We start from the raw sequence: 21912 nt of genomic DNA, 5'->3' as shown, positions 1-21912 counted from the left end.
TGTTGCTTGTAAACACCCTCATTGACTGAAGCCAGCAATCAGCCGTCGTCGAGTTCGTCTTCCAGTTCATCATCAAGTGCACGCGCGTCCGGATCGTCGTCGTAGCGCGGTCCGTCCTCGTCCACGACACCCGGATTGCCGCGCTCGGCCTGGCGCACGACTTCCTGTTCGCTGGCCTCCTCGCCAACATGGAACACCGCGAAGCCCGGCAACACCACCTGGTTGCGCGCCATGCCGATCACGTGCCCGCGCACCGGCGACACCAGTTCGCGCTCGATATTGTTGATCGGGTCGATCACCACGCCCATCACCTGCCCGGGCTCGACCGCCTCGCCCAGTTCGACATGACCCAGCAGCAGGCCGCCGGCATCGGCCCGCACCCAGGTCGATTCGTAGAAGATCGGCTGCGGTTCGTCCCAGGCCGGCAGGTGGCGGGTCATGCCAAGCTTGTGCATCAGGGTGTGGATGGCCTGCTCGCCGTGTTCGATTTCCTCCGGCTCCAGTTCGCCCGGGCCACCAACTTCAAACGTCACCGCCGGGATGCCGGCCAGGCTGGCGGCGGTACGCAGCATGCCGCGCGAGCCGCGACTGTGCAGCACCGTGGTGGCACCGAAACCGCGGGTGAATTCGCGCACATCCTCACGGCTCAGGTCGGCGCGCACCTGCGGCAGGTTGCGCCGGTCGAACGAGCCGGTATGCAGATCCACCAGCGCATCGCAGTGACTCATCACTTCGGTGAAAAAGCTGTGCGCGATACGCGAGGCGATACTGCCGTAGCGGCTGCCGGGGAAAAAGCGGTTCAGGTCGCGCCGATCCGGCAAGTAGCGGGAATTGCGCGAGAAACCGAACAGGTTCACGATCGGCACCGCCACCAGGGTGCCGCCCAGATCACCGGGCTCGACCTCGTTGACCACGCGTCGCGCGATCTCGACTCCGTTCAGCTCATCGCCGTGCACGCCGGCGGTCAGGCACAGCACCGGGCCAGGGCGCACCCCGTGCACCACCACCACCGGGCTGACCACTTCGCCACCGGAAAAGCTCATGCCGGCGTTCCACTCCAACCGCGCACGCTTGCCCGGCAACACACTGGCACCAAGAATCTCGAACGGCCCCACCAGCACCGGGCCGATGAAGTGCGCCGAAGCCGGATCGCCAGCCGGAACCAGCGCCGGCGGCCCAACAAATCCTGTTTCCCCGTGGGTGGCATCGCCGTTGCCGGCGTCGGTGCCGTCCTGCGCCTGCGCCAACGGCAGGCAGAAGGCGGCGCTCAACAGCAGCAGCATGCGCAGGCGGTCGAGCATGGCTTTTCCGGTATCGCGGCAGTCCGGCACGCAAGCCCCCCGCGTCAGGCCGTCTGGCTGCAACGGGCGCAGCGGCCGTGGACTTCCAGCGTCTGCGCCTTGGGCTGGAAACCCAGCGCGCGCGCCTGTTCGGCCAGCAACTCGGCGACCCGTTCGTCTTCCATTTCCACCGCCCGACCGCAGCCATCGCAGATCAGGAACGGCACCGAATGGTGCAAGCGCGGCTGGTGGCAGCCGACGTAGGCGTTGATCGATTCGAGCTTGTGGATGAAGCCGTTTTCCAGCAGGAAATCCAGCGCCCGGTAGACCGTGGGCGGAGCCGCCGGGCCGCGTTCGTCGCGCATCTGGTCGAGCAGGTCATAGGCTTTCACCGGCAATCCGGCGTCGGCTACCAGGCACAGCACGCGCTCACGCAGAGGCGTCAGGCGCAAACCACGTTCTTCGCATATCGCGGCAACTTCGCGGACGAAGCCGTCACGATCATGGACGTGGTGTTCCGGATTCTCACAGCGTTGGTGCAGATGCGGACTCATCGTGGCGATCATAGCATCGCGGCCCGGACAGCCGCCGTCCGGGCCTGAATCAAACCCGCCCGGTTATCCAGGCAGCATGCCCGATTCGACGATCTGCAACGCCTTTTCCAGACGTTTGACCGCGCCTTCCTGCCCGCACAGGAAAATGGTGTGGTCGATCGACGGCGACACCTGCGAGCCTGTCATCGCCACCCGCATCGGCTGCGCCACCTTGCCCAGACCCACACCCTGGGCTTCGGCACACGCGCGCAGCGCCGCATCCACGCTGGTCACATTCCATTCCTCAAGCCCGGACAGGCGCGTGTGCATGTCGCGCAGGATCGCGCCAGCCGGCAACAGGTGCTTGCTGACCGCGGCCTGGTCCCATTGCTCGATGCCCAGGTACCAGACGCGTGCGCGCTCGGCCATTTCCTTCAGCGTCTGCACGCGTTCGCGCAACGCCACGACCACGTCGGCCGGGTCCGGTCCGGTTTCAGGATCGATGCCGTTCTGGCGCAGGTGCCAGAGCAGATGCGGCACGATTTCCAGCGGCTCGTCGGTCTTCAGGTAGTGCTGGTTGATCCAGGCCAGTTTCTCGAAATCGAAACGCGAGGCGGCCTTGTTGACATCTTCGACCCGGAACAGCTCGATCATCTGCTCGCGCGAGAAAATCTCCTGATCGCCATGCGACCAGCCCAGGCGCACGATGTAGTTCAGCAGCGCGTGCGGCAGATAGCCATCATCGCGGTACTGCATCACACCGACCGCGCCGTGCCGCTTGGACAGCTTGGCGCCGTCCGGTCCGTGGATCATCGGCAGGTGCGCAAAGCTTGGCGGAGTCGCACCCAGCGCGTGGTAGATGTTGATCTGGCGCGGGGTGTTGTTGATGTGGTCGTCACCGCGGATCACGTCGGTGATGCCCATGTCGATGTCGTCCACCACCACCGCGAAGTTGTAGGTCGGGTGGTCGTCCGAACGCCAGATGATCAGATCATCCAGTTCCTCGTTGCTCCATTCGATGCGGCCACGTACCTTGTCTTCGAACACGACGCTGCCATCGGCCGGGTTCCTGAAGCGGATCACGCGGTTGGGGTCTTCGCGCAGTGGCTCGTTGCGGTCGCGGTACCAGCCGTTGTAGCGCGGCTTGCGACCCTCGGCCATGGCCTGCTCACGCATCGCCTCGATTTCCTCCTTGGATTCGTAGGCGTAATAGGCCTTGCCGGCGCGCACCAGTTCCTCGGCGGCCTGGCGGTAACGGTCCATTCGCAGGGTCTGGTAGAACGGGCCTTCGTCGTGCTCCAGCCCCAGCCAGCGCATGCCTTCCAGGATCGCATCGACTGCTTCCTGGCTGGAACGCTCGCGGTCGGTGTCTTCGATCCGCAGCACGAAATGACCGCCACGGCGGCGCGCTTCCAGCCAGCAGTACAACGCGGTGCGGGCGCCGCCAATGTGGAGGAAGCCGGTGGGGCTGGGGGCAAAACGGGTACGACAGGTCATCGACACACAACCGGAATGGATCAGGGGGCGGCGATTCTACCCCAGCACCGACCGGCTTCCGTACGCGACAGGCGCAGCAACGCGCCCTGCACAGCAAAACGGCCGGGAAAGCCCGGCCGTTCTGGTGGATATCAGTGCAGCAGGAAGGCCGGTTATTCGGCGGCGGCCTTCTGAGGCGCCGCCGGCGCGCTCTGGTAGATCAGATACGGCTCGGCCTGGTGGTTGATGACCGATTCGTCCACCACCACCTTGGCCACATCTTCCAGCGACGGCAGTTCGTACATCGTATCCAGCAGCACCGATTCCAAGATCGTGCGCAGGCCACGCGCGCCGGTCTTGCGCGCCAATGCCTTCTGCGCCAGTGCCTGGAGCGCGTCGGGCCGGAATTCCAGCTCCACGCCTTCCATCTCGAACAGCTTGCGGAACTGCTTGGTGATCGCGTTCTTGGGCTCGGTCAGGATGCGGATCAGCGCGGCCTCGTCCAGTTCCTCCAGCGTCGCCACCACCGGCAGACGGCCGATGAATTCGGGGATCAGGCCGAAGCGGATCAGATCCTCGGGTTCGACCTTGGCCAGCAACTGGCCGATATTGGCCTTCTGCTGCTTGCTCTGCACATCGGCACCGAAGCCGATACCACCGCCGTCCAGGGTGCGCTGCTGGATGATCTTTTCCAGCCCGGCAAACGCGCCGCCGCAGATGAACAGCACGTTCTTGGTATCCACCTGCAGGAATTCCTGCTGCGGATGCTTGCGCCCGCCCTGAGGCGGCACGCTGGCGACGGTGCCTTCGATCAGCTTCAGTAGTGCCTGCTGCACGCCTTCACCGGAAACATCGCGGGTGATCGAGGGGTTCTCGCTCTTGCGCGAAATCTTGTCGATCTCGTCGATGTAGACGATACCTTGCTGCGCCTTCTCGACATCGTAGTCGCACTTTTGCAGCAGCTTCTGGATGATGTTCTCCACGTCCTCACCGACGTAGCCGGCTTCGGTCAGCGTGGTCGCATCGGCGATCGTGAACGGCACGTTCAGCAGACGCGCCAGCGTTTCGGCCAGCAGCGTCTTGCCCGAACCGGTCGGGCCGACCAGCAGGATGTTGGACTTGGAAAGTTCGACTTCGTCGTTCTTCTGGCGGCTTTCGATGCGCTTGTAGTGGTTGTAGACCGCCACCGACAGCGCCTTCTTGGCACGCGCCTGGCCGACCACGTACTGGTCGAGCACATCCATGATCTCGCGCGGCTTGGGCAGATGGGTGCGCGAGGTCGCGGCCTTCTCTTCCAGTTCCTCGCGGATGATGTCGTTGCACAGCTCAACACATTCGTCGCAAATGAACACCGATGGACCGGCGATCAATTTGCGTACTTCGTGCTGGCTCTTGCCGCAGAACGAGCAGTAGAGAATCTTGCCGTTGTCCCCGCCGCGTCCTTGCCGTTCTTCAGTCATGCCTGGATTTGTCCTGCGATCACATTGTTACCGGCCCGAGAATAGCTCAGGCCCGGGGCCGCGCCTAGCCGGCGCCCGGGCCTGCGCGCTGCAATACGCCGTATGGCGTCAACCGGGCTTGACGGATTCTTCCGGCCGGCGCTCGAGCACTTCGTCGATCAGGCCGTAGGTCTTGGCGTCCTGTGCATTGAAGAACAGGTCGCGCTCCACATCACGCTCGATGCGCTCCAGCGGCTGTCCGGTGTTGGCCGCGAACTCCTCATTCAGGCGCCGGCGCAGATAGAGGATCTCACGTGCTTGGATCTCGATGTCGGTGGCCTGGCCCTGCGCGCCGCCGTGCGGCTGATGGATCATCACGCGCGAGTTGGGCAACGCGAAACGCTTGCCCTTGGTGCCGGCCGCCAGCAGGAACGAGCCCATGCTGGCCGCCTGGCCGACCACCATCGTGCTGATGTCCGGCTTCAGGAAGCGCATCGTGTCGTAGATCGCAAGACCAGCAGTGACCACGCCGCCAGGGCTGTTGATGTACAGGTTGATGTCCTTGTCCGGGTTTTCCGATTCCAGGAACAGCATCTGCGCGATCACCAGATTGGCGACGTAGTCATCGATCGGGCCGACCAGGAAGATCACCCGCTCCTTCAGCAGGCGCGAGTAGATGTCGTAGGCGCGTTCGCCGCGGCTGGTCTGTTCGACCACCATCGGCACCAGGTTCAGGCCCTGTATGTTCATTGGATCGGTTCTCCCGGGAAAGACCGCCACCTCAGGCGGCGGCAGCAGGCTGCATCACTTCCTCGAAGCTCAGCGTCGTGGTGCTGGCATCGGCGTGGTCGGCGATCCAGTCGATGACCTGGTCCTCGATCACGCGGCTGCGCAGACCTTCCAGAAGCTGGGGGTCGCGACGGTAGAGTTCAATGACCTGCTCGGGTTCTTCGTAGGTGGAAGCGATGGTCTCCATCATTTCCTGCAGGCGTGCCGAATCCAGACGGATGTTGTTCTGGCGCGCCAGTTCACCCAGCAGCACGGCGGCGGCGACGCGCTGACGCGCCTGCCCCATGTATGGCTCGAACGGCACTTCCTTCGGCACCTGCTGACCACGCTGGCGGGCCTGTTCGGCAGCCTGCTGCGCCAGGCCACGGGCCTCGGCTTCGACCATGCGGCCGGGCAGTTCCAGATCCGGATGCGCGGCCAGCAGCTTGTCAACCACATCAGCCTTCAGGCGCAGCATCAGTGCACCGCGCAGCTCACGCTCCAGATTGGCGCGCACTTCAGCGCGGAACTTTTCCGGGCCACCGTCGTTGATGCCGAACGCAGCGAAGAATTCGTCGTCCAGTTCCGGCAGGCGCGCTTCGGAGACCCGCACCACCTTGATCGCCAGCTTCGCGGTCTTGTCGGCCAGCGCCGGATTGCGGTAGCCGGCTGGGAACGTGGCTTCGATCTCGCGTTCGTCGCCGGGCGCAAGTCCGACCAGTTGGTCTTCCAGTTCGGCCAGGATGCCGCCCGAACCCAGGATCGTGCCAGAACGGTCCACGCCTTCGGCCGGAATGCGGCCTTCATCGGTGGTGGCGACCGATTCGAACATCACCAGGTCGCCCTTGACGGCGGCGCGTTCGACTTCGGCCCAGCTGCGGCGCTGCTGGCGCAGGGTTTCGATCATGCGGTCGATATCGGCATCGACCACTTCGGCCACCGGCCGGGTGATCTTCAACGCCGACACGTCGATGGTGCCGATTTCCGGCATCACTTCGAAGGTGGCGACGTACTTGAACTGGCCATCCTCCGGCACGCCGCTGGTTTCAATCGAGGGCTGCACTGCCGGGCGCAGCTTCTCCTGCTGCACCGCCTGGCTGAAGGAACGCTGGATCAGCTCGCCCACGGCCTCGTTGCGCACCTGCGCGCCGTAGCGCTGCTCGATCACCTTGCCGGGCACCTTGCCGGGACGGAAGCCCTTCAGGCGGACGGTGCGCGACAGCTCGCCAAGACGCTGGCGGATGGTGCCTTCCAGTTGGTCTGCGGGCACGCTGACGGTCAGCTTGCGGCCCAGAGTGCCGAGGTTTTCGATCGAAACTTGCATTGTCACTCCTCAAAGGATTTCGCGCCGCCGCCCACCACAGGGCCACGGCACCGGAAATTTGGCCCGCCATGATGCCTTCCGCCGCCGCGCCGCGCCACTGCCGGCACAGTCGGAAGGACAACAGACGGTGGTGCGAAAGGAGAGACTCGAACTCTCACGGGTTGCCCCACTGGAACCTAAATCCAGCGCGTCTACCAGTTCCGCCACTCTCGCGAACAACCATCCGCCCACACCATCGCGCCACACCGGCCTGGCCGGTGAGGCATGCCATGGGGCGACGAAGCCGGGGGGAGGGAGAAGATGGTGGGCCGTGTAGGATTCGAACCTACGACCAATTGATTAAGAGTCAACTGCTCTACCAGCTGAGCTAACGGCCCATCTTTTCGTGCTGCCGCCTGGGCGGCTTCGACCCGGCATTATGCCGTAATCGAGGGGTGGGGTGGAAGACGGGACTCGAACCCGCGACCCTCGGAATCACAATCCGATGCTCTAACCAACTGAGCTACATCCACCACAAGCAATACCTGGTCCGAAGACCGGTTCCGCTGGCGCGCCCGACAGGAATCGAACCTGTAACCCCCGGCTTAGAAGGCCGGTGCTCTATCCGGTTGAGCTACGGGCGCATCATTGCGAATGATAACGCACGCGGCCGGTGGATCGAGCCTGAGTTGGATCAGTCGGACAAACAGGACCGTGGTCGGGGCAGAGGGATTCGAACTCTCGACATCCAGCTCCCAAAGCTGGCGCTCTACCAGGCTGAGCTATACCCCGAAGGCCGGCCCTGCTTCGCCGTGACAACGTCGCCACGAAACAGCCGCTCATCATACGGCTCCGCCCCGGCTACGTCAACGCATCCGGATCAGAACTCGTAGCCCAGCGACAACCACACGCGACCATCGGCCAGATGACGTTCGCCCAGCGACTCGGCCAGCACATCGTCGTAGCCGGAAGTGTCACTGTAGGCCAGCTTCAGCGCGACATTGCCGAAGCTGCGCGCCAGCCAGACTTCGTAATCGTTGTAGCTGCCGCCCAGCTCGGGGCCGAGGTCGTAATGCCCGGCGGTGGCACCCAGCATCAGACCCGAAGCGCCCAGTTCCCACTCGCCGCCCAGCTGCCAGTACCAGGCCGAACTGCCCAGGTTCACGGTGTCGTCCGAATAGACCACGGTGGCGCTGTAGTTGCCGCCGAAACCCAGCGTTGCCGCGAATTCGTTGAAGTCCGCATCGAAATCCTCTTTCGAGCCCGGATAGGCGATGCGGGTGTAGTTCAGGTCCAGCGTCAGGGTCTCGCTGAGCTGGCCGCTCCAGCCCAGGTAGGCATTGACCTCGTAGTCGATGCCGTCATCGTAATCGGCACCGGACGGGATGAAATCCACGCCGGACAGGAAGGCGCCGACGTAGAAGCCGGATTCATGTTCTGTCGCCAGCTCCAGCTGCCAGGTCGGGTCTTCCTGGCTCTGCGACACGCCGCGCCAGACGTAGTCGCTGACGACCCAGGCACCGCCGCTGACCGTCCAGGGTGCTTCATCCTGGGCCAGGGCGGGAGCAGCGGCAAACGCCAGCGCGGCGGCAAGCGCGATTCGGGACAGGGAAGGCATCAGGGGTTTTCCGGCGGAATGGGATGAAAAAGCCCGCGTACATTAACCGAAGGAATCGGCTTGGCAGTAGCACTTTCCGCGCCCGCCGCCGGGCTCATCCAGCCGCACCCAGCTCGCGCAGCAGCCAGGCGCGGGCGATACGCCATTCGCGTTGCACGGTACGCACTGAAATCGCGAGCAGCTCGGCAGTTTCCTCCTGCGACAACCCAGCGAAAAAGCGCAGTTCCACGATCCGCGCCTGACGCGCATCGAGCCGCTCCAGCGTGTTCAAGGCCTGGTCCAGAGCCTCGGGCTGATCATCGATCGGCAATTCCCCGGCGATGCGGGTCAGCGTGACCTGTTCGCCCAGGCCCTGACGCCGGCGCGCCTGGCGCTGTCGCGCGGTGTCGATCAGCACGCGCCGCATGGTGCGGGCGGCCAGGCCCAGCATGTGTTGCCGGTTGAGGACTTCCGGGGGCCGCAACGCGCCGAACAGGCGCAGGAAGCATTCGTTGACCAGTTCCGTCGCGCTGAACGTGCGCGGGTTGCGTTCGGCCCGCAACTGCGCGGCGGCCAGCTCATGCATGGCCGAATACAGCGCACGCACGACCTGATCGCGCGCATGGCTGTCGCCGGCATTGAACGCTGGCATCAGGGCGGTGATTTCGGCATTCATCGCACCGTCTCCGCTGTCTGCGCCGGAGCCTGATGCGCGGCAAGCAGGGTTGGAAAGCTGCCGGCCAGCGCGTCCCGCTCTTTCTCCCAACGCTGCGCCAGCGTCTTGTCGCCACGCCTGCTGGCGATATCGGCCAGCAGTTGCAGCGCAGTGGCATGACCGCGCACCGCCATCGGCGCGCCCAGTGCAGCGCGTTCACGTGCCAGCGCCATGTGGCTGCGGAGCAGCGAAAACGCCTCATCGCTGCGCCCGGCCTGATCCAGCGCCCGGGCCAACGAGGCCTGAACGCTGACATAGGCATCCGGCGCGATATCACGGTAATCGCGCACGATCAGTTCGGCGCGCTGGTAAGCCTGCAGGGCGTCGTCGTGGGCACCGAGCGTGCGCAACGAATGGCCCAGATAACTCAGCAACATGCCGACATTGAGGGTCGGCTCGCCGAGGATGTTCTCGTAATCCCGCACCTGCTGGCGGAACGCCTCGGTCGCGGCGGCCGGATCACTGCGCATGCGCACCACGGCGGAAACGAAACGGAACCAGATCAGGGCCGGATCCTGCGGGCCGTACATCGCCTGGGCCTGCCGCAAGGCACGATCGGCCACCGCAATGCCGGCGTCGCTTTCACCCAGCATCACATGCGCCATCGCCCGCACCGCCAGAGCCTGGATGGTCAGTTCCGGTTCCAGGCGTGCTTCCAGTTGCGCAAGGATCGCATCCAGTTCGGCTGCCACGTCGGCGGTCGGGATGTCGCGTTCGTTCAGATGTCCGAACAACAGATTGATGCGCACCCGCAGGATGTCATGCAGATGATCGCCCGGCGCACGTTGCAGCAGTTCGACGGCGCGGCTGCCGGCCTCATGCGCGGCGGGATAGTTCAGCAGCAGCGACTGCGCCCGGCCCAGCGCCGCCCAGGCGGCGCCCAGATCGCCCGGATCGGCATCCTCGCCCCACAAGCGCAACGCCTGTTGCAGCAGCGGCACGGCACGATCGGTCAGATCCAGCGCGTTGTAGCTGCGGGCGATGGAGACCAGCATGGCCGCCTTCACATCCGCTGCAAGGTCATCACGCGCCACGGTCCGGGCGGCGCCATGATCCAGCAGTTCGGCCACGGTCAGCCGCCTGCCCCGGGTACGGGTGGGATCAGCGCTCTCGAACAGATCGCGCGAAAACGCCAGCAGCGCCTGCGCCCTGTCGCGCGCGCGCTCGGCCTGGCGCAGATGGTTCTGGCGGTCCAGCGCGAATCCTGTCAGCAGCAGCAGCACGGCCGCCAGCAAGGCGACGGAGCGGCGCTGGCGCCACAGCCCCCGGCGCAACCGGTACCAGCGCTGTCCACGGCGCGCATGGACCGGTCTTCCATCCAGATGGCGCCCGATATCGTCCATCAGGTCGGCCACGCTGGCGTAACGCTCGCCCGGCGAGGCACGCAAGGCCTTCATCACGATCGCATCGACATCGGCGTGAATCCGCCCGCATCCTGCGGGATTGGCGCGATCCGCGACCTGGCTGGGCCGCGGCAGACGATCAGCGGTGACCGCATCGGTCCACTGCAGCGGTGCATCGCCGTGTTCGAGCGGACGCCGCCCGGCCACCAGCTCGTACAGCACCAGCCCCAGCTGCCAGACATCGCTGGCGGTACCCAAGGGCCGATTGTGCAGCTGTTCGGGGCTGGCATAGGCCCAGGTCATCGCCACCGTGGCGGTGTCGGCACGCAGCTCACCGTCCCGGTCGGCGAGTCGGGCGATGCCGAAATCCAGCAGCTTCGGCTCGCCGCCACCATCGACCAGGATGTTGGCCGGCTTGATGTCGCGGTGGATGACCAGGCTGGCATGCGCATGGCGGACCGCATCGCAGACCTTCAGGAACAACCCGAGCCGGGCGGCCAGACCCAGGCGCCGGTGCCGGCACCAGTGATCGATGCGCTCGCCGTCGACGTATTCCATCGCCAGAAAGGGCCGGCCATCAGCAAACCGTCCTGCATCCAGCAGCCGGGCGATATTGGCGTGCCCGAGCGAGGCCAGGATGCGGCATTCGGATTCGAAGCGGCGCAGACGGGAGTGGCTCGGCGCCCCGGCACTGTCCAGCAGCTTGAGTGCGACCGCCTGCGTGGCGCCGCCGACCTCCCGCTGGGCCAGATAGACCACCCCCATGCCGCCCTGCCCGATACGTCGCACCAGACGGTAGCCGCTGGTCTGCAACGCCTGCGCGGTTTCGCCGCTGTAGTCGGGCGCCGGCGCGGGCTGCGAGTGCAGCGGGCCGACCGGTCCATCGGTCCCCGTGGACAGCGCCTGCAACTGCCAGAGCACTTCGGCCCGCAACAGCGCATCGCCATCACAGGCCTGTTCCAGCGCTTCGCTACGTGCGCCCTCGGGCTGGCCGTCGAGCCATTCGACCAGTGCCTTGGCCTTCAGATAACGGGCATGTTCGGACTGCGTCATGGCTTCGCGCCCCCCGGCCGCCTTCCCCTCCCGCACAAGCGGAATCCTCACCAATTATATCCATGGCGGCTCTTGCCGCCGTGATACGCAATGAAGGGAAAAGGCGCTGTCGCGCACGCGCACGAGGCACGCCCGCTTTTTCCACGTCGCAAGAGGTGAACCATGAACCCGCGTTGTCATCCCTTTCTCCGCTTCTGTCTGATCCTGCTGTTGCTTTGCGGCAGCACGCCCGTGTTGGCGGCGATCTGCCGGGTTGCTCCCGCGGGAGCAGGTGACGGCAGCGACTGGTCCCAGCCTGCGTCGCTGCAGGGCGCACTGGCCACCTACACCTGCACCGACATCTGGGTGGCGCAGGGCACGTACACACCGGATGGCGGCAGCGGTGACCGCAATGCGCATTTCGCGATCACCCGCGAACTGCGTCTGATTGGCGGCTTTGCCGGGTACGAAACCAGCATCGAGGAGCGCGCCAGCAGTGATCCGACACTGACCGTGCTGTCCGGCGAAATCGGGGATCCGGACGATGATGCAGACAACAGCCACCGGATCGTGCTGCTGGATGCAAGCCAGAGGCTGGGCGGCTTCACCGCCGCCACCGTGATCGACGGCTTCACCCTGCGCGGTGCCCGCAGCGCAAACAACTACCCGGATCACATGGGGGCGGCGCTGTTCTGCTTTTCCGACCGCGCCAACCGGCCCTGCTCCCCGCAGCTCAAGCGCCTGCACTTCATCGACAACCACGCACTGCATGGCGGTGCGCTGGGGTTGCGTACCGAGTGCTGCCTGGCACCGATCGGCGGGGTGGTGGCAATGACCATTTCCGACAGCGTGTTCACCGGCAACCGGGCGCAGCTCAATGGCGGCGCGATCTATGCCCGCACCAGCTCCAGCCCCAGCCGGATCGAACTGGTTATCGAGCGCAGCACGTTCGCGGACAACACCGCGCACTTCGACCAGGAGATCGGCCCCGGCGGCGGAGCCATTTATGTCGATGCCGGCTCACAGGGCGGCGTCATCGACCTGTTCATCCAGAACAGCACCTTCACCGGCAACTCGGTACAGGGCTACTACGGACGGGGCGGGGCGATCTACAACCGGGGTGTAGGTGGGCCTTCTAACGTGCGGCTGGACCAGGTCACCTTTTCCGGCAACACGGCCACCTTCGCTGGCAGCCTCGACTATGCCAGCCAGGCGATCTACACCATGGGCAGCCGCGCTACCACGCTGGTGGAACGTTCGATCGTGGCCGATGCCGCTCCGTTTGTAGCCGGCACGGTCGCTCCGGATATCGTACTGAACCAGACCGTGGTGCCAGTCGGCGCACCCTGCCCGGCGTACGCCACCTGCACCGACACGATCGAGGGCGATCCCCTGCTTGGCCCCTTGCAGCAGGCTATCGGCAGCACACCAACGCTGCTGCCGGGCACCGCCGGCGTGGCGATCGATGCGGTCGACTGCGGCGACGCCGCCACCGACCAGCGCGGCGTGGAGCGCCCCCAGGGCCTGCGCTGTGATGCCGGAGCGGTGGAGCAGCGCGTCCGCGTCCTGACGCTGGAACTGGAAGGCGATGGCAGCATTGCGGTCTGGCAGGCGGAGGAAGGCAGCCGGGCGGACTGTGACAGCGCGGATGCGCCATGCACCTACGTTCTCGGAGAACACGACGCTCCGGCTCCGGTCATCACCTTGTCGCTGACAGCTGCCGCCGGCTGGAGCTTCGGCCATTGGGACGGCGACTGCAGCGCGGTTCCCGGCAGTCCGCTGCAGGCGCAGCTGACACTGGACGGGAACCGGTCCTGCACGGCCCATCTCGTGCCTCCCGCCCACGTCATCACGCTGCTCACCGACCCGGCGGGCATGGGCTCGATCCAGCTGCCGGCCGGCACCGATCCGGATGCGGTTCCACAGGGCACCGTGCTGGAATTGCTGGCCACGCCTGCGCCCGGCTGGGACGTGGCCGATCCGACCCTTTATCCACCGCTGCTGGATTGCGGCAGCGCGCAGGACATCCAGCCGCAAGCGGACGGCAGCCTGCGTTTTTCCACCCCGCCGATCATGCAGGACTGCACCATCACCGCGCGCTTTGCCAACCAGCCGCCCGGCTTCACCGCTTCCGGCAGCGAGGTTGTGGCCGTGGTGAACAGCACGCCGGTAAACTTCGCGCAATGGGCCACCGGCATCCGCAGCGGTACCACCGATGATCCGGACCAGAGCGTGCAGTTCCAGCTCACCCGGGTCGAAACCTTGCCGGCCGGCGCGCAGCTTTTCGCTCCAGGGGGCGAGCCTGTGGTCGAGGCAGACGGTACGCTGCACTTCATCCCCGGCGCCGACCCCGGCAGCGCGCTGTTCCAGGTGCGGCTGCGTGATGACGCCGGCAGCGCGAACGGCGGCACCGACACCTCGGCGCCGGTGATGCTGCTGGTGCGTCTGGTCTTGGCCAGTACCGATCTTTCCGTCCATGCCGAGGTGCCGGACACCTTCAATTTCCCCGGCGACCAGGTCGCCTTCGCGCTGCGCGTGGAAAACGGCGGGCCGCACGATGCGCAACAGGCCCGCGTGCAGTGGAATCCGCCGCCGGAACTGTCCGGCATCGAATGGATCTGCGAGCCGCAAGGCAGCGCCAGCTGTGCCGCGACGGGCAGCGGCGGCATCGACGAACCTATCGACATCCCGGCCAACGGCAGCCTGGGCTATCTGATCCAGGCCACCCTGCCCGCGCCCGCGCCGCAGCTCATCGAAAACCATGCCTCCGTCAGCCCCGCCCCCGACCAGGCCGACCCGGATCCGGGCGATGACAGCGTCATCTGGCAGCTGCGCGTCGACGGCCTGCTGCGCGACGGCTTCGAGCACGACATGCCCTGACGGCGGTGCATTGGCGGCCCGGCAACACCCTGCCGGGCCGCTTCAGTCGTTGACAGCCCCCGGCATCCTCCTGAACATGCTGCGCAGCGGCACCGGGCCGCACTGTTCGGGACTCCCAAGATGAAACTCAAGCCACTCAAGGCCGCGCCGCTGGCGGCTGCCCTGCTGACACTCGCGGCCTGCGGCGACAAGGCACAGGATGCGGCCACGCCCACGGTGCCGGGCGCCGAAGCCCGGGTGCTGCATGTCTACAACTGGTCCGACTATGTGGCCGAGGACACCATCGAGCGCTTCCAGCAGGCCAGCGGCATCCGCGTGGTCTACGACGTGTACGACTCCAATGAGATGCTGGAAACCAAACTGACCACCGGCAGCTCCGGCTACGACGTGGTGTTCCCGTCGGCGCGCCCGTTTGCGCAGCGCCAGATCGCCGCCGGCATCTATGCGCCGCTGGACAAGGACAAGCTGCCGAATCTCTCCAATATCGATTCCACCCAGCTCGACGCGCTGGCCGACGTGGATCCGGGCCATGCGCACGTGGTGCCGTACATGTGGGGCACCACTGGTCTGGGCATCAATGTGGCCAAGGTCAGGGAAGCGCTGGGCGAAGACGCGCAGCTGGATTCGTGGGCGTTGCTGTTCGATCCAGCCAATGCTGAAAAACTGGCGCGCTGCGGCATCAGCGTGCTGGACGATGACCAGGAAACCTTCTCCGCCGCACTGATCTGGCTGGGCCAGGATCCGAACTCGCGTGATCGCGCGCAACTGGAGGCGGTGCGCGAGGCCTATGCGCCGATCCGGCCGTCGATCCGCTATTTCAACTCCTCCAAGTACATCGACGACCTGGCCAATGGCGACCTGTGCCTGGCGATGGGCTATTCGGGTGACGTGCTGCAGGCGCGCGACCGGGCCGAAGAAGCCGGCAACGGGGTGGAAATCGCCTACATCATCCCGAAGGAAGGCGCAGTGCGCTGGTTCGATCTGATGGCGATCCCGAAGGACGCGCCGCACCCGGACAACGCCCATGCCTTCATCGATTTCCTGCTGCAGCCGGAAGTGATCGCGCAGATCACCGATTACGTCGGCTATGCCAATCCCAACACCGCCGCGACCGCGCTGCTGGATGCGGAAATCGCCTCCGATCCGGGCGTATATCCGCCGCAGGAGGTGCTGGAAAAGCTGATCGATCCGGCCTCGCTGCCCGAAGCCCTGCAACGCGAACGGGTCCGCACCTGGACCTCGATCAAGAGCGGGCGCTGAGCGCCCGCCTCCACCCTGCCCATCCAGCTGCCGGGAGCTTTTCCTGATGTCCAATCCCCTCCGTCGTCCTACGCCGGTGGCGCCGTGGCAGGACCCGGCGGCGCAGCCTTTCCTGCGCATCCAGAACGTCACCAAGACCTACGGCAAGGTCTACGCCTGCGATGATGTCTCACTGGACATCTACCAGGGCGAACTGTTCGCCCTGCTTGGCGGTTCGGGCTCGGGCAAGAGCACGCTGCTGCGCATCCTGGCCGGGCTGGTGAAGCCGGATCGCGGCAGCATCCTGATCGATGGCGTGGATATTTCGGCGCTGCCGCCGTACGAGCGGCCGGTGAACATGATGTTCCAGAGCTATGCGCTGTTTCCGCATATGACGGTGGAGCAGAACATCGCCTTCGGCCTGAAGCAGGACCGGCTGCCAGCCGCGGAAGTGCGTGAGCGCGTGGCGCACATGCTGGAACTGGTGAAGATGCCGGATCTGGGCAAGCGCAAGCCGGACCAGCTATCCGGCGGCCAGCGCCAGCGCGTGGCACTGGCGCGCTCGCTGGCCAAGCAGCCCAAGCTGTTGCTGCTGGACGAACCGCTGGGCGCGCTGGACCGCAAGTTGCGCGAACACACCCAGTTCGAGCTGATGAACATCCAGGAGCGCGTCGGTACGACCTTTGTGCTGGTCACGCACGACCAGGAGGAAGCCATGACCATGGCCTCGCGCCTGGCGGTGATGAATGCCGGCATGATCGAACAGGTCTCCACCCCGGCCGGCCTGTACGAATACCCGGCCACGCGCTTCGTGGCCGAGTTCATCGGTTCCACCAACCTGATCGAAGGCCGCATCGCGTCGCAGAACGAGGAGGCCGGCACGGTGCAGGTCTATTGCGATGTGCTGGATGCCGAAATCCAGGCGCGCCATGCCGATCCGCTGCCGGTCGGCACGCCGGTGACGATTTCGGTGCGGCCGGAAAAGATCGATGTGCACGAAGCACCGCCGCAGGCCGACAACGTCGCGGTCGGCCAGGTGGTGGAGATCGCCTATCTGGGTGATGTCTCGATCTATCAGGTCAAGACCGCCAGCGGCGCCGTGTTGCGGGTGCAGGAAACCCACGTGGAGCGCAGTTCCGAACCGCATTACGACTGGGACGACACACTGTACCTGTCCTGGAGCGCCGCCTCGGCCGTGGTGCTGGCCGGATGAGCGCCAGCGGCGGCGGCCTGGGCGGCTTCTGGAACCAGGTCGTACACAACCTGTTCCGCTGGTTCGGCACGATCGGGCACGAGTTCGGCAGCCGTCGTGGCCGCCTGTTCGTGATCGGCGTGCCGATGCTGTGGCTCGGGCTGTTCTTCCTGGTGCCGTTCTTGATCGTCATGAAGATCAGCCTGTCCAGCGCGCTGTTCGGCCAGTCGCCGCCGTATTCGGCACTGCTGGATCTGAGCCAGGAAGGTAGCCTGTCGATCCGCCTGGGCTGGGCCAACTACACCGCGCTGCTGAAGGACAGCCTCTACCTTCAGGCCTATCTGAACTCGCTGCTCTTTGCCGGGGTGTCGACTGCCGCCGCGCTGGTGATCGGCTACCCGATCGCCTACGGCATCGCGCGCGCGCCGGCGCTGTGGCGCATGGCGCTGCTGGTGGGCGTGATCCTGCCGTTCTGGACCAGCTCGCTGCTGCGCACCTATGCGATGAGCGGCATCCTGAAAACCAATGGCCTGATCAACCAGTTCCTGCTGTGGCTGGGCGTGATCGAGCAGCCGCTGGAGCTGCTCTACACCAATCTGGCGGTGTACATCGGCATCGTCTACAACTACCTGCCGTTCATGATCCTGCCGCTGGCGGCGAACCTGATGCGGATGGATTTCACCCTGCTGGAGGCCGCCGAGGATCTGGGCGCGCGGCCGTGGAATGCCTTCCTGCGGATCACCTTGCCGCTGTCGCTGCCGGGCATGATTGCAGGCTCCATGCTGGTGTTCATTCCGGCCGTGGGCGAGTTCGTGATCCCGGACATCCTTGGCGGGCCGGATGCGATCACCATCGGCCGCGTGCTGTGGACCGAGTTCTTCACCAACCGCGACTGGCCACTGGCCTCGGCGGTGGCGGTGGCGATGCTGCTGCTGATCGTGCTGCCGACGCTGATCTTCGAATACGTCGAAAACAAGCGCGAACAACGCGAGGCCGGCCGATGAACCGCAAGCCGTGGATCCTCTACACCGCGATGGCCTTCGGCTATGCGTTCCTGTACGCGCCGATCGTGTCGCTGATCGTGTTCTCGTTCAACAAGTCGCGGCTGGTGACGGTGTGGGGCGGATTTTCGACCGAATGGTACGGGCGGCTGTTCCAGAACGAACAGATCCTCTCGGCCGCGTGGCGCAGCTTCCTGATCGCTTCCACCAGTGCCACCTTCGCGGTACTGGTGGGCACCACCGCCGGCCTGGCGCTGGCGCGCTTCGGGCGTTTTCCCGGGCGCGGGCTGTTGTCGCTGATGAACTCGGCGCCGCTGGTGATGCCCGAGGTGATGCTGGGACTGTCGGCGCTGCTGCTGTTCGTCAGCATGCAGCAGCTGATCGGCTGGCCGGTGCGCGGCATGACCACGATCACGCTGGCCCACATCACCTTCACCGCCTGCTACGTCACCGTGGTGGTGCGCTCGCGCCTGACGATGATGGACGACAGCCTGGAAGAGGCTGCGATGGATCTGGGCGCGCGGCCGTGGAAGGTGTTTTTCCTGATCACGCTGCCGCTGATCGCGCCGGCATTGCTGGCCGGCTGGCTGCTGGCCTTCACCCTGTCGCTGGATGATCTGGTGATCGCCAGCTTCACCTCCGGCCCGGGCGCCAGCACGCTGCCGATGCTGATCTATTCCAAGGTGAAACTCGGTGTGACCCCAGAAATCAACGCGCTGGCCACGCTGATCGTGATGGTGGTGATGGTGGCGGTCACCATCGCCGGCATCCTGCTGCACCGCCAGCAGAAGTCCGCCGCGCGTTGAACCGCGCGGCGGTGAGCGGGGCCGGAACTTCCGCCGCTAGCCCGGATACTTCATGAGGGGCGCGGATGATCGCGAGGGATTTTGTGCCGCTCGCAAGGCGCAACGACTCCCGGTGGCAGGCCCCACCGGGGGGAGGAGCAACGCAGCGAGCGGTGCAAAAGACCCGTGAGCGCCGCGTCAGCAGAAAAGTGCACGGGACACGTCATCCAAAGCGGGAACATGGATCAAATGGCAATCTGGTGAGGTTTGCCAGGCACTTTTCTGCGATCTCATGAAAATATCCGGGCTAGCGCCGCTTTCAGCGGATTGAACGCGGCACGATCGCGCGCGAGCGGCTCCGACTGAACACGAACACCGTGGCCGGCGGCACATTGCGCAGCACGGTTTGGCCGCGTACCGCATGCAGGCCCAGTTCGTCGAGGATATCGCGCGGCACCGGACAGGTCGGGCCGTAGGTGAACTGGATGAAACGGCCACCCGGATTCAGGCACTGGAACGACGCAGCCAGGATGTCCTTCTGCAGGCTGCGCGGCATCGACAGCAAGCCGAGGCTGGAAATCACCGCGTCGGCCAGGCCGCCTTCGGCAAAGCCGCTGGCAGCCGCTTCGGCGGCCAGATCACGTGCATCGGCACAACGGATGCGCACCTGCGGGAAGACGTCTTCCAGATAGCGCGCCAGCTCCGGGTTCAGCTCGAACACCAGCAGATCCTGCGGCGCGATATCGCGCTCCAGAATCGCGCGCGTCATGACGCCGGTGCCGGCGCCCAGTTCGATCACGCGCTGCGCCTCGGGCGGGATTTCGGCCACCATCGCGCGCACCAGGCGCACCCCGGAAGGCGAAATGGCGGCGGTGGAAATCGGGTGGCGCAGCCATTGCCGGAAGAATTGCCAACGCTCGTTGCCGTCGTTCCACAGCCGCTGGAGTTGTGTCTGCATGCGTGCCTTGTCTGGTGCGCCAAAACATCCGCCGTTGCCAAGTTCCGGGCCGCAACCGGTGCGGCTGCGATCCCGGGCAGTCGGCCCGGCGGTGCCTAGCATGGCGCCCGGATACGGGCATCGGCAATAGCCCGTTCGGCCTGCCTGCGCCGGAATCGCATCACACAAGCGCCACAGCCCGCATCGCCGCGAACTCCGGCGCGCACGGATCAGCGCGGGCGGATCTCCCAGGCGCCGTGGATGCGCGGATCGCGCGAGAAATCCGGGTCCAGCGTGGATGCCCGGATATCGCGCACGTCGAACTCCTCCAGCAGCGCCGGATCCATGCGGAAGCGGCGGAAGTTGTTGGAAAAGATCAGCACGCCATGCGCGCTCAGCCGCGCGACGCAGGCCCGGATCAGCGTCGCATGCTCACGCTGCACATCGAAATCCGCCGCCCGCGCCGAGTTGGAAAACGTCGGCGGATCACAGAACACCAGGTCATAGCGCCCGCGTTCGGCCGCCAGCCACTGCATCACATCGGCCTGCACCAGGCGATGTTCCTGCCCGGCCAGACCGTTGCGCGCCAGATTCTGCGCAGCCCATTCCAGATAGGTGGCCGACAGGTCCACGCTGGTGGTGCTGCGCGCCCCGCCGATGCCGGCCTGCACGCTGGCCGCGCCGGTGTAGCTGAACAGGTTCAGCACATGCCGGCCCTGCGCTTCCCGCGCCAGCCGCAGGCGCAGCGGGCGGTGGTCCAGGAACAGGCCGGTATCCAGATAGTCGAACAGGTTCACGCGCAGCTGCGCGCCGCCCTCGCGCACCCACAGGAAGCGGCCGCGCGCATCGAAACGGCCGTATTTGCTGCCGCCTTTGCCGCGCTGCCGGGTTTTCACCGCGATGCGCGAACGCGGCAGTTCGAACACCGCCATCGCCGCGTGCACCAGATCGGTCAGGCGCTGGCGCGCGACATCCTCGGGAATCGAAGCCGGCGCCTGGTATTCCTGCACATGCAGCCAGATTTCCGGCGGCGATTGCGGGCTTTCTTCCGGAACACCGCGGTAGACATCGATCGCGGCGGCGTATTCGGGTAGGTCGGCATCATAGGCACGGAAGCATTCCACGCCTTCGCGCTCGCGCCACTTGCGCAGCGCACGCAGGTTCTTGCGCAGCCGGTTGGCAACCATCTGCGCGCCCTCGCCCAGCGGCCGTTCCGTCACCACCGGCGCGCCGCTTGCCGGCGGCTGGATATCGTCGATGCGCAAAAGCTCACACGCCAGCGCGCCGTTGTGCAGCGCATAGCGCTTTTCCGGCCGCAGACCGAGCGCGCGCGACAGCTCGCCATCGGCCACCAGAATCGCCGCGCGCCAGCCGGAAAAGCTGTGTTTCAGGGCTTCGCCCAACTTCCGGTAGAGCGCGGCATCGGCTGCCAGACGCTCGTCATAGGGCGGATTGCAGACCACCAGACCGGGCGTGGCGGCTGCCGGCGCCTGCAACTGCGCCACCTCGCGGCATTCGATCGACACCACATCGGCCAGCCCGGCCTGGGCAAGATTGGCGCGGCTGATCGCCACCGCTTCCGGATCCAGATCGAAACCGAAAAAGCGCGCCGTCAGCGCCGCCCGGCCACGTTCGGCACGCGCCTGCGCTTCATCCAGCAGACGCTGCCACAGCGCCGCATCGTGGCCGCGCCAGTACTGGAAACCGAACAGTTCGCGCTCCAGCCCCGGCGCCACATCCGCGCTCATCAGCGCCGCCTCGATCAGCAAGGTGCCCGAGCCGCACATCGGATCCACCAGCGCGCCGCCCTGCGCACTGATCGCCGGCCACTGCCCGCGCAGCAGCACCGCGCAGGCCAGGGTTTCCTTCAACGGCGCCGCCACCTGCACGCCGCGCCAACCGCGCCGGTGCAGGCTTTCGCCAGCCAGATCGATGAACACGGCGGCGATGTTGCGGCGCAGGCTCAGGCTGATGCGCAGATCCGGCTGCTCGGTATCGACCGAAGGCCGCAACCCGGTACGTTCGCGGAACTGGTCCACGACCGCATCCTTGACCTTCTGCGCGGCGTAGCGGGCGTGGTCCAGATGCGAGGCGTGCAGATTGGCATGCACCGCCAGCGTGCCGTGTTCGGACAGATGCTCGGACCAGTCGATCTGCTGCACACCGGCATACAGCGCGGCCTCATCGGTGGCGGGAAACTCCGACAGGCGCAGCAGCACGCGGCTGGCCAGGCGCGACCACAGGCAGGCGCGATAGCCGGTTTCCAGCGTGCCGGAAAAATGCACCCCGGCCAGCGCTTCGCGCACCTGCTCGGCACCCAGCCCGCGCAATTCCTCGACCAGCAGGTATTCCAACCCCTTGGCGCAGGGCGCGAAGAAGGTCAGCGGCGCGC

At 65.8% G+C, this 21912-nt stretch carries 16 protein-coding genes and 5 tRNA genes; 5 read left to right on the top strand and 16 right to left on the bottom strand.

Features of this window, described 5'->3' with window-relative positions:
- Positions 1–38: 38 nt before the first annotated feature.
- The 14 genes from WDB66_RS04565 to WDB66_RS04500 form a co-directional block, all read right to left on the bottom strand.
- Positions 39–1301: a succinylglutamate desuccinylase/aspartoacylase family protein gene (locus WDB66_RS04565; RefSeq protein WP_339397354.1), complete on the bottom strand. Its 1263-nt coding sequence runs from the start codon at positions 1299–1301 to the stop codon at positions 39–41.
- Between the two features lie 44 nt (positions 1302–1345).
- Positions 1346–1834, bottom strand: a complete 489-nt coding sequence (locus WDB66_RS04560; protein WP_339397353.1) for a transcriptional repressor — start codon at positions 1832–1834, stop codon at positions 1346–1348.
- Between the two features lie 63 nt (positions 1835–1897).
- Positions 1898–3310: a glutamate--tRNA ligase gene (gene gltX, locus WDB66_RS04555; protein WP_339397352.1), complete on the bottom strand. Its 1413-nt coding sequence runs from the start codon at positions 3308–3310 to the stop codon at positions 1898–1900.
- Positions 3311–3462: 152 nt separating this feature from the next.
- On the bottom strand, positions 3463–4749 hold the full coding sequence (gene clpX, locus WDB66_RS04550; RefSeq protein WP_339397351.1) for an ATP-dependent Clp protease ATP-binding subunit ClpX: 1287 nt from the start codon (positions 4747–4749) through the stop codon (positions 3463–3465).
- Between the two features lie 108 nt (positions 4750–4857).
- Positions 4858–5478 (bottom strand): ATP-dependent Clp endopeptidase proteolytic subunit ClpP, encoded by a 621-nt coding sequence (clpP, locus tag WDB66_RS04545; protein ID WP_339397350.1) that lies wholly within the window; start codon positions 5476–5478, stop codon positions 4858–4860.
- 31 nt (positions 5479–5509) lie between these two features.
- The gene (gene tig, locus WDB66_RS04540; RefSeq protein WP_339397349.1) at positions 5510–6820 is read right to left on the bottom strand and encodes a trigger factor; all 1311 of its coding nucleotides are present in this window, start codon (positions 6818–6820) and stop codon (positions 5510–5512) included.
- Between the two features lie 128 nt (positions 6821–6948).
- Positions 6949–7033, bottom strand: a tRNA-Leu gene (locus WDB66_RS04535).
- An 88-nt stretch (positions 7034–7121) separates the two neighbouring features.
- A tRNA-Lys gene (locus WDB66_RS04530) sits at positions 7122–7197 on the bottom strand.
- Between the two features lie 58 nt (positions 7198–7255).
- A tRNA-His gene (locus tag WDB66_RS04525) sits at positions 7256–7332 on the bottom strand.
- 34 nt (positions 7333–7366) lie between these two features.
- Positions 7367–7443: transfer RNA gene (locus WDB66_RS04520), tRNA-Arg, on the bottom strand.
- 71 nt (positions 7444–7514) lie between these two features.
- Positions 7515–7591: transfer RNA gene (locus tag WDB66_RS04515), tRNA-Pro, on the bottom strand.
- 88 nt (positions 7592–7679) lie between these two features.
- Complete coding sequence (locus WDB66_RS04510) at positions 7680–8417, bottom strand: TorF family putative porin (RefSeq protein ID WP_339397348.1); 738 nt, start codon at positions 8415–8417, stop codon at positions 7680–7682.
- Positions 8418–8511: 94 nt separating this feature from the next.
- Positions 8512–9072 carry an ECF-type sigma factor gene (locus WDB66_RS04505; RefSeq protein ID WP_339397347.1) on the bottom strand — a complete coding sequence of 187 codons (561 nt, stop codon included), beginning with the start codon at positions 9070–9072 and terminating at the stop codon, positions 8512–8514.
- The gene (locus WDB66_RS04500; protein WP_339397346.1) at positions 9069–11507 is read right to left on the bottom strand and encodes a protein kinase domain-containing protein; all 2439 of its coding nucleotides are present in this window, start codon (positions 11505–11507) and stop codon (positions 9069–9071) included. Before WDB66_RS04500 ends, WDB66_RS04505 begins: the two co-directional genes overlap by 4 nt.
- Positions 11508–11669: 162 nt before the next feature.
- Here WDB66_RS04500 and WDB66_RS04495 point away from each other — a divergent pair, with 162 nt between their 5' ends.
- The 5 genes from WDB66_RS04495 (at position 11670) to WDB66_RS04475 (ending at position 18604) form a co-directional block, all read left to right on the top strand.
- Entirely contained in the window at positions 11670–14366 is a 2697-nt protein-coding gene (locus WDB66_RS04495) for a choice-of-anchor Q domain-containing protein (RefSeq protein ID WP_339397345.1), read from the top strand.
- Positions 14367–14486: 120 nt separating this feature from the next.
- The gene (locus WDB66_RS04490) at positions 14487–15626 is read left to right on the top strand and encodes a polyamine ABC transporter substrate-binding protein (RefSeq protein WP_339397344.1); all 1140 of its coding nucleotides are present in this window, start codon (positions 14487–14489) and stop codon (positions 15624–15626) included.
- A gap of 46 nt (positions 15627–15672) precedes the next feature.
- Positions 15673–16818 carry an ABC transporter ATP-binding protein gene (locus tag WDB66_RS04485; RefSeq protein ID WP_489670814.1) on the top strand — a complete coding sequence of 382 codons (1146 nt, stop codon included), beginning with the start codon at positions 15673–15675 and terminating at the stop codon, positions 16816–16818.
- A gap of 125 nt (positions 16819–16943) precedes the next feature.
- Positions 16944–17801 carry an ABC transporter permease subunit gene (locus tag WDB66_RS04480; protein ID WP_339397504.1) on the top strand — a complete coding sequence of 286 codons (858 nt, stop codon included), beginning with the start codon at positions 16944–16946 and terminating at the stop codon, positions 17799–17801.
- A complete protein-coding gene (locus WDB66_RS04475; RefSeq protein WP_339397343.1) occupies positions 17798–18604 on the top strand; it encodes an ABC transporter permease subunit in 807 nt (268 codons plus the stop codon). The genes WDB66_RS04480 and WDB66_RS04475 overlap by 4 nt, the downstream gene beginning before the upstream one ends.
- 298 nt (positions 18605–18902) lie before the next feature.
- Here WDB66_RS04475 and WDB66_RS04470 read toward each other — a convergent pair whose 3' ends face one another.
- Positions 18903–19541 (bottom strand): class I SAM-dependent methyltransferase, encoded by a 639-nt coding sequence (locus WDB66_RS04470; protein ID WP_339397342.1) that lies wholly within the window; start codon positions 19539–19541, stop codon positions 18903–18905.
- Positions 19542–19750: 209 nt separating this feature from the next.
- Positions 19751–21904 carry a bifunctional 23S rRNA (guanine(2069)-N(7))-methyltransferase RlmK/23S rRNA (guanine(2445)-N(2))-methyltransferase RlmL gene (gene rlmKL, locus WDB66_RS04465; protein WP_339397503.1) on the bottom strand — a complete coding sequence of 718 codons (2154 nt, stop codon included), beginning with the start codon at positions 21902–21904 and terminating at the stop codon, positions 19751–19753.
- Positions 21905–21912 lie beyond the last annotated feature (8 nt).

Source organism: Denitratimonas organivorans (assembly GCF_037478135.1).
Lineage (GTDB): Bacteria > Pseudomonadota > Gammaproteobacteria > Xanthomonadales > Xanthomonadaceae > Denitratimonas.
This window is presented reverse-complemented; position numbering and strand designations above follow the sequence as displayed.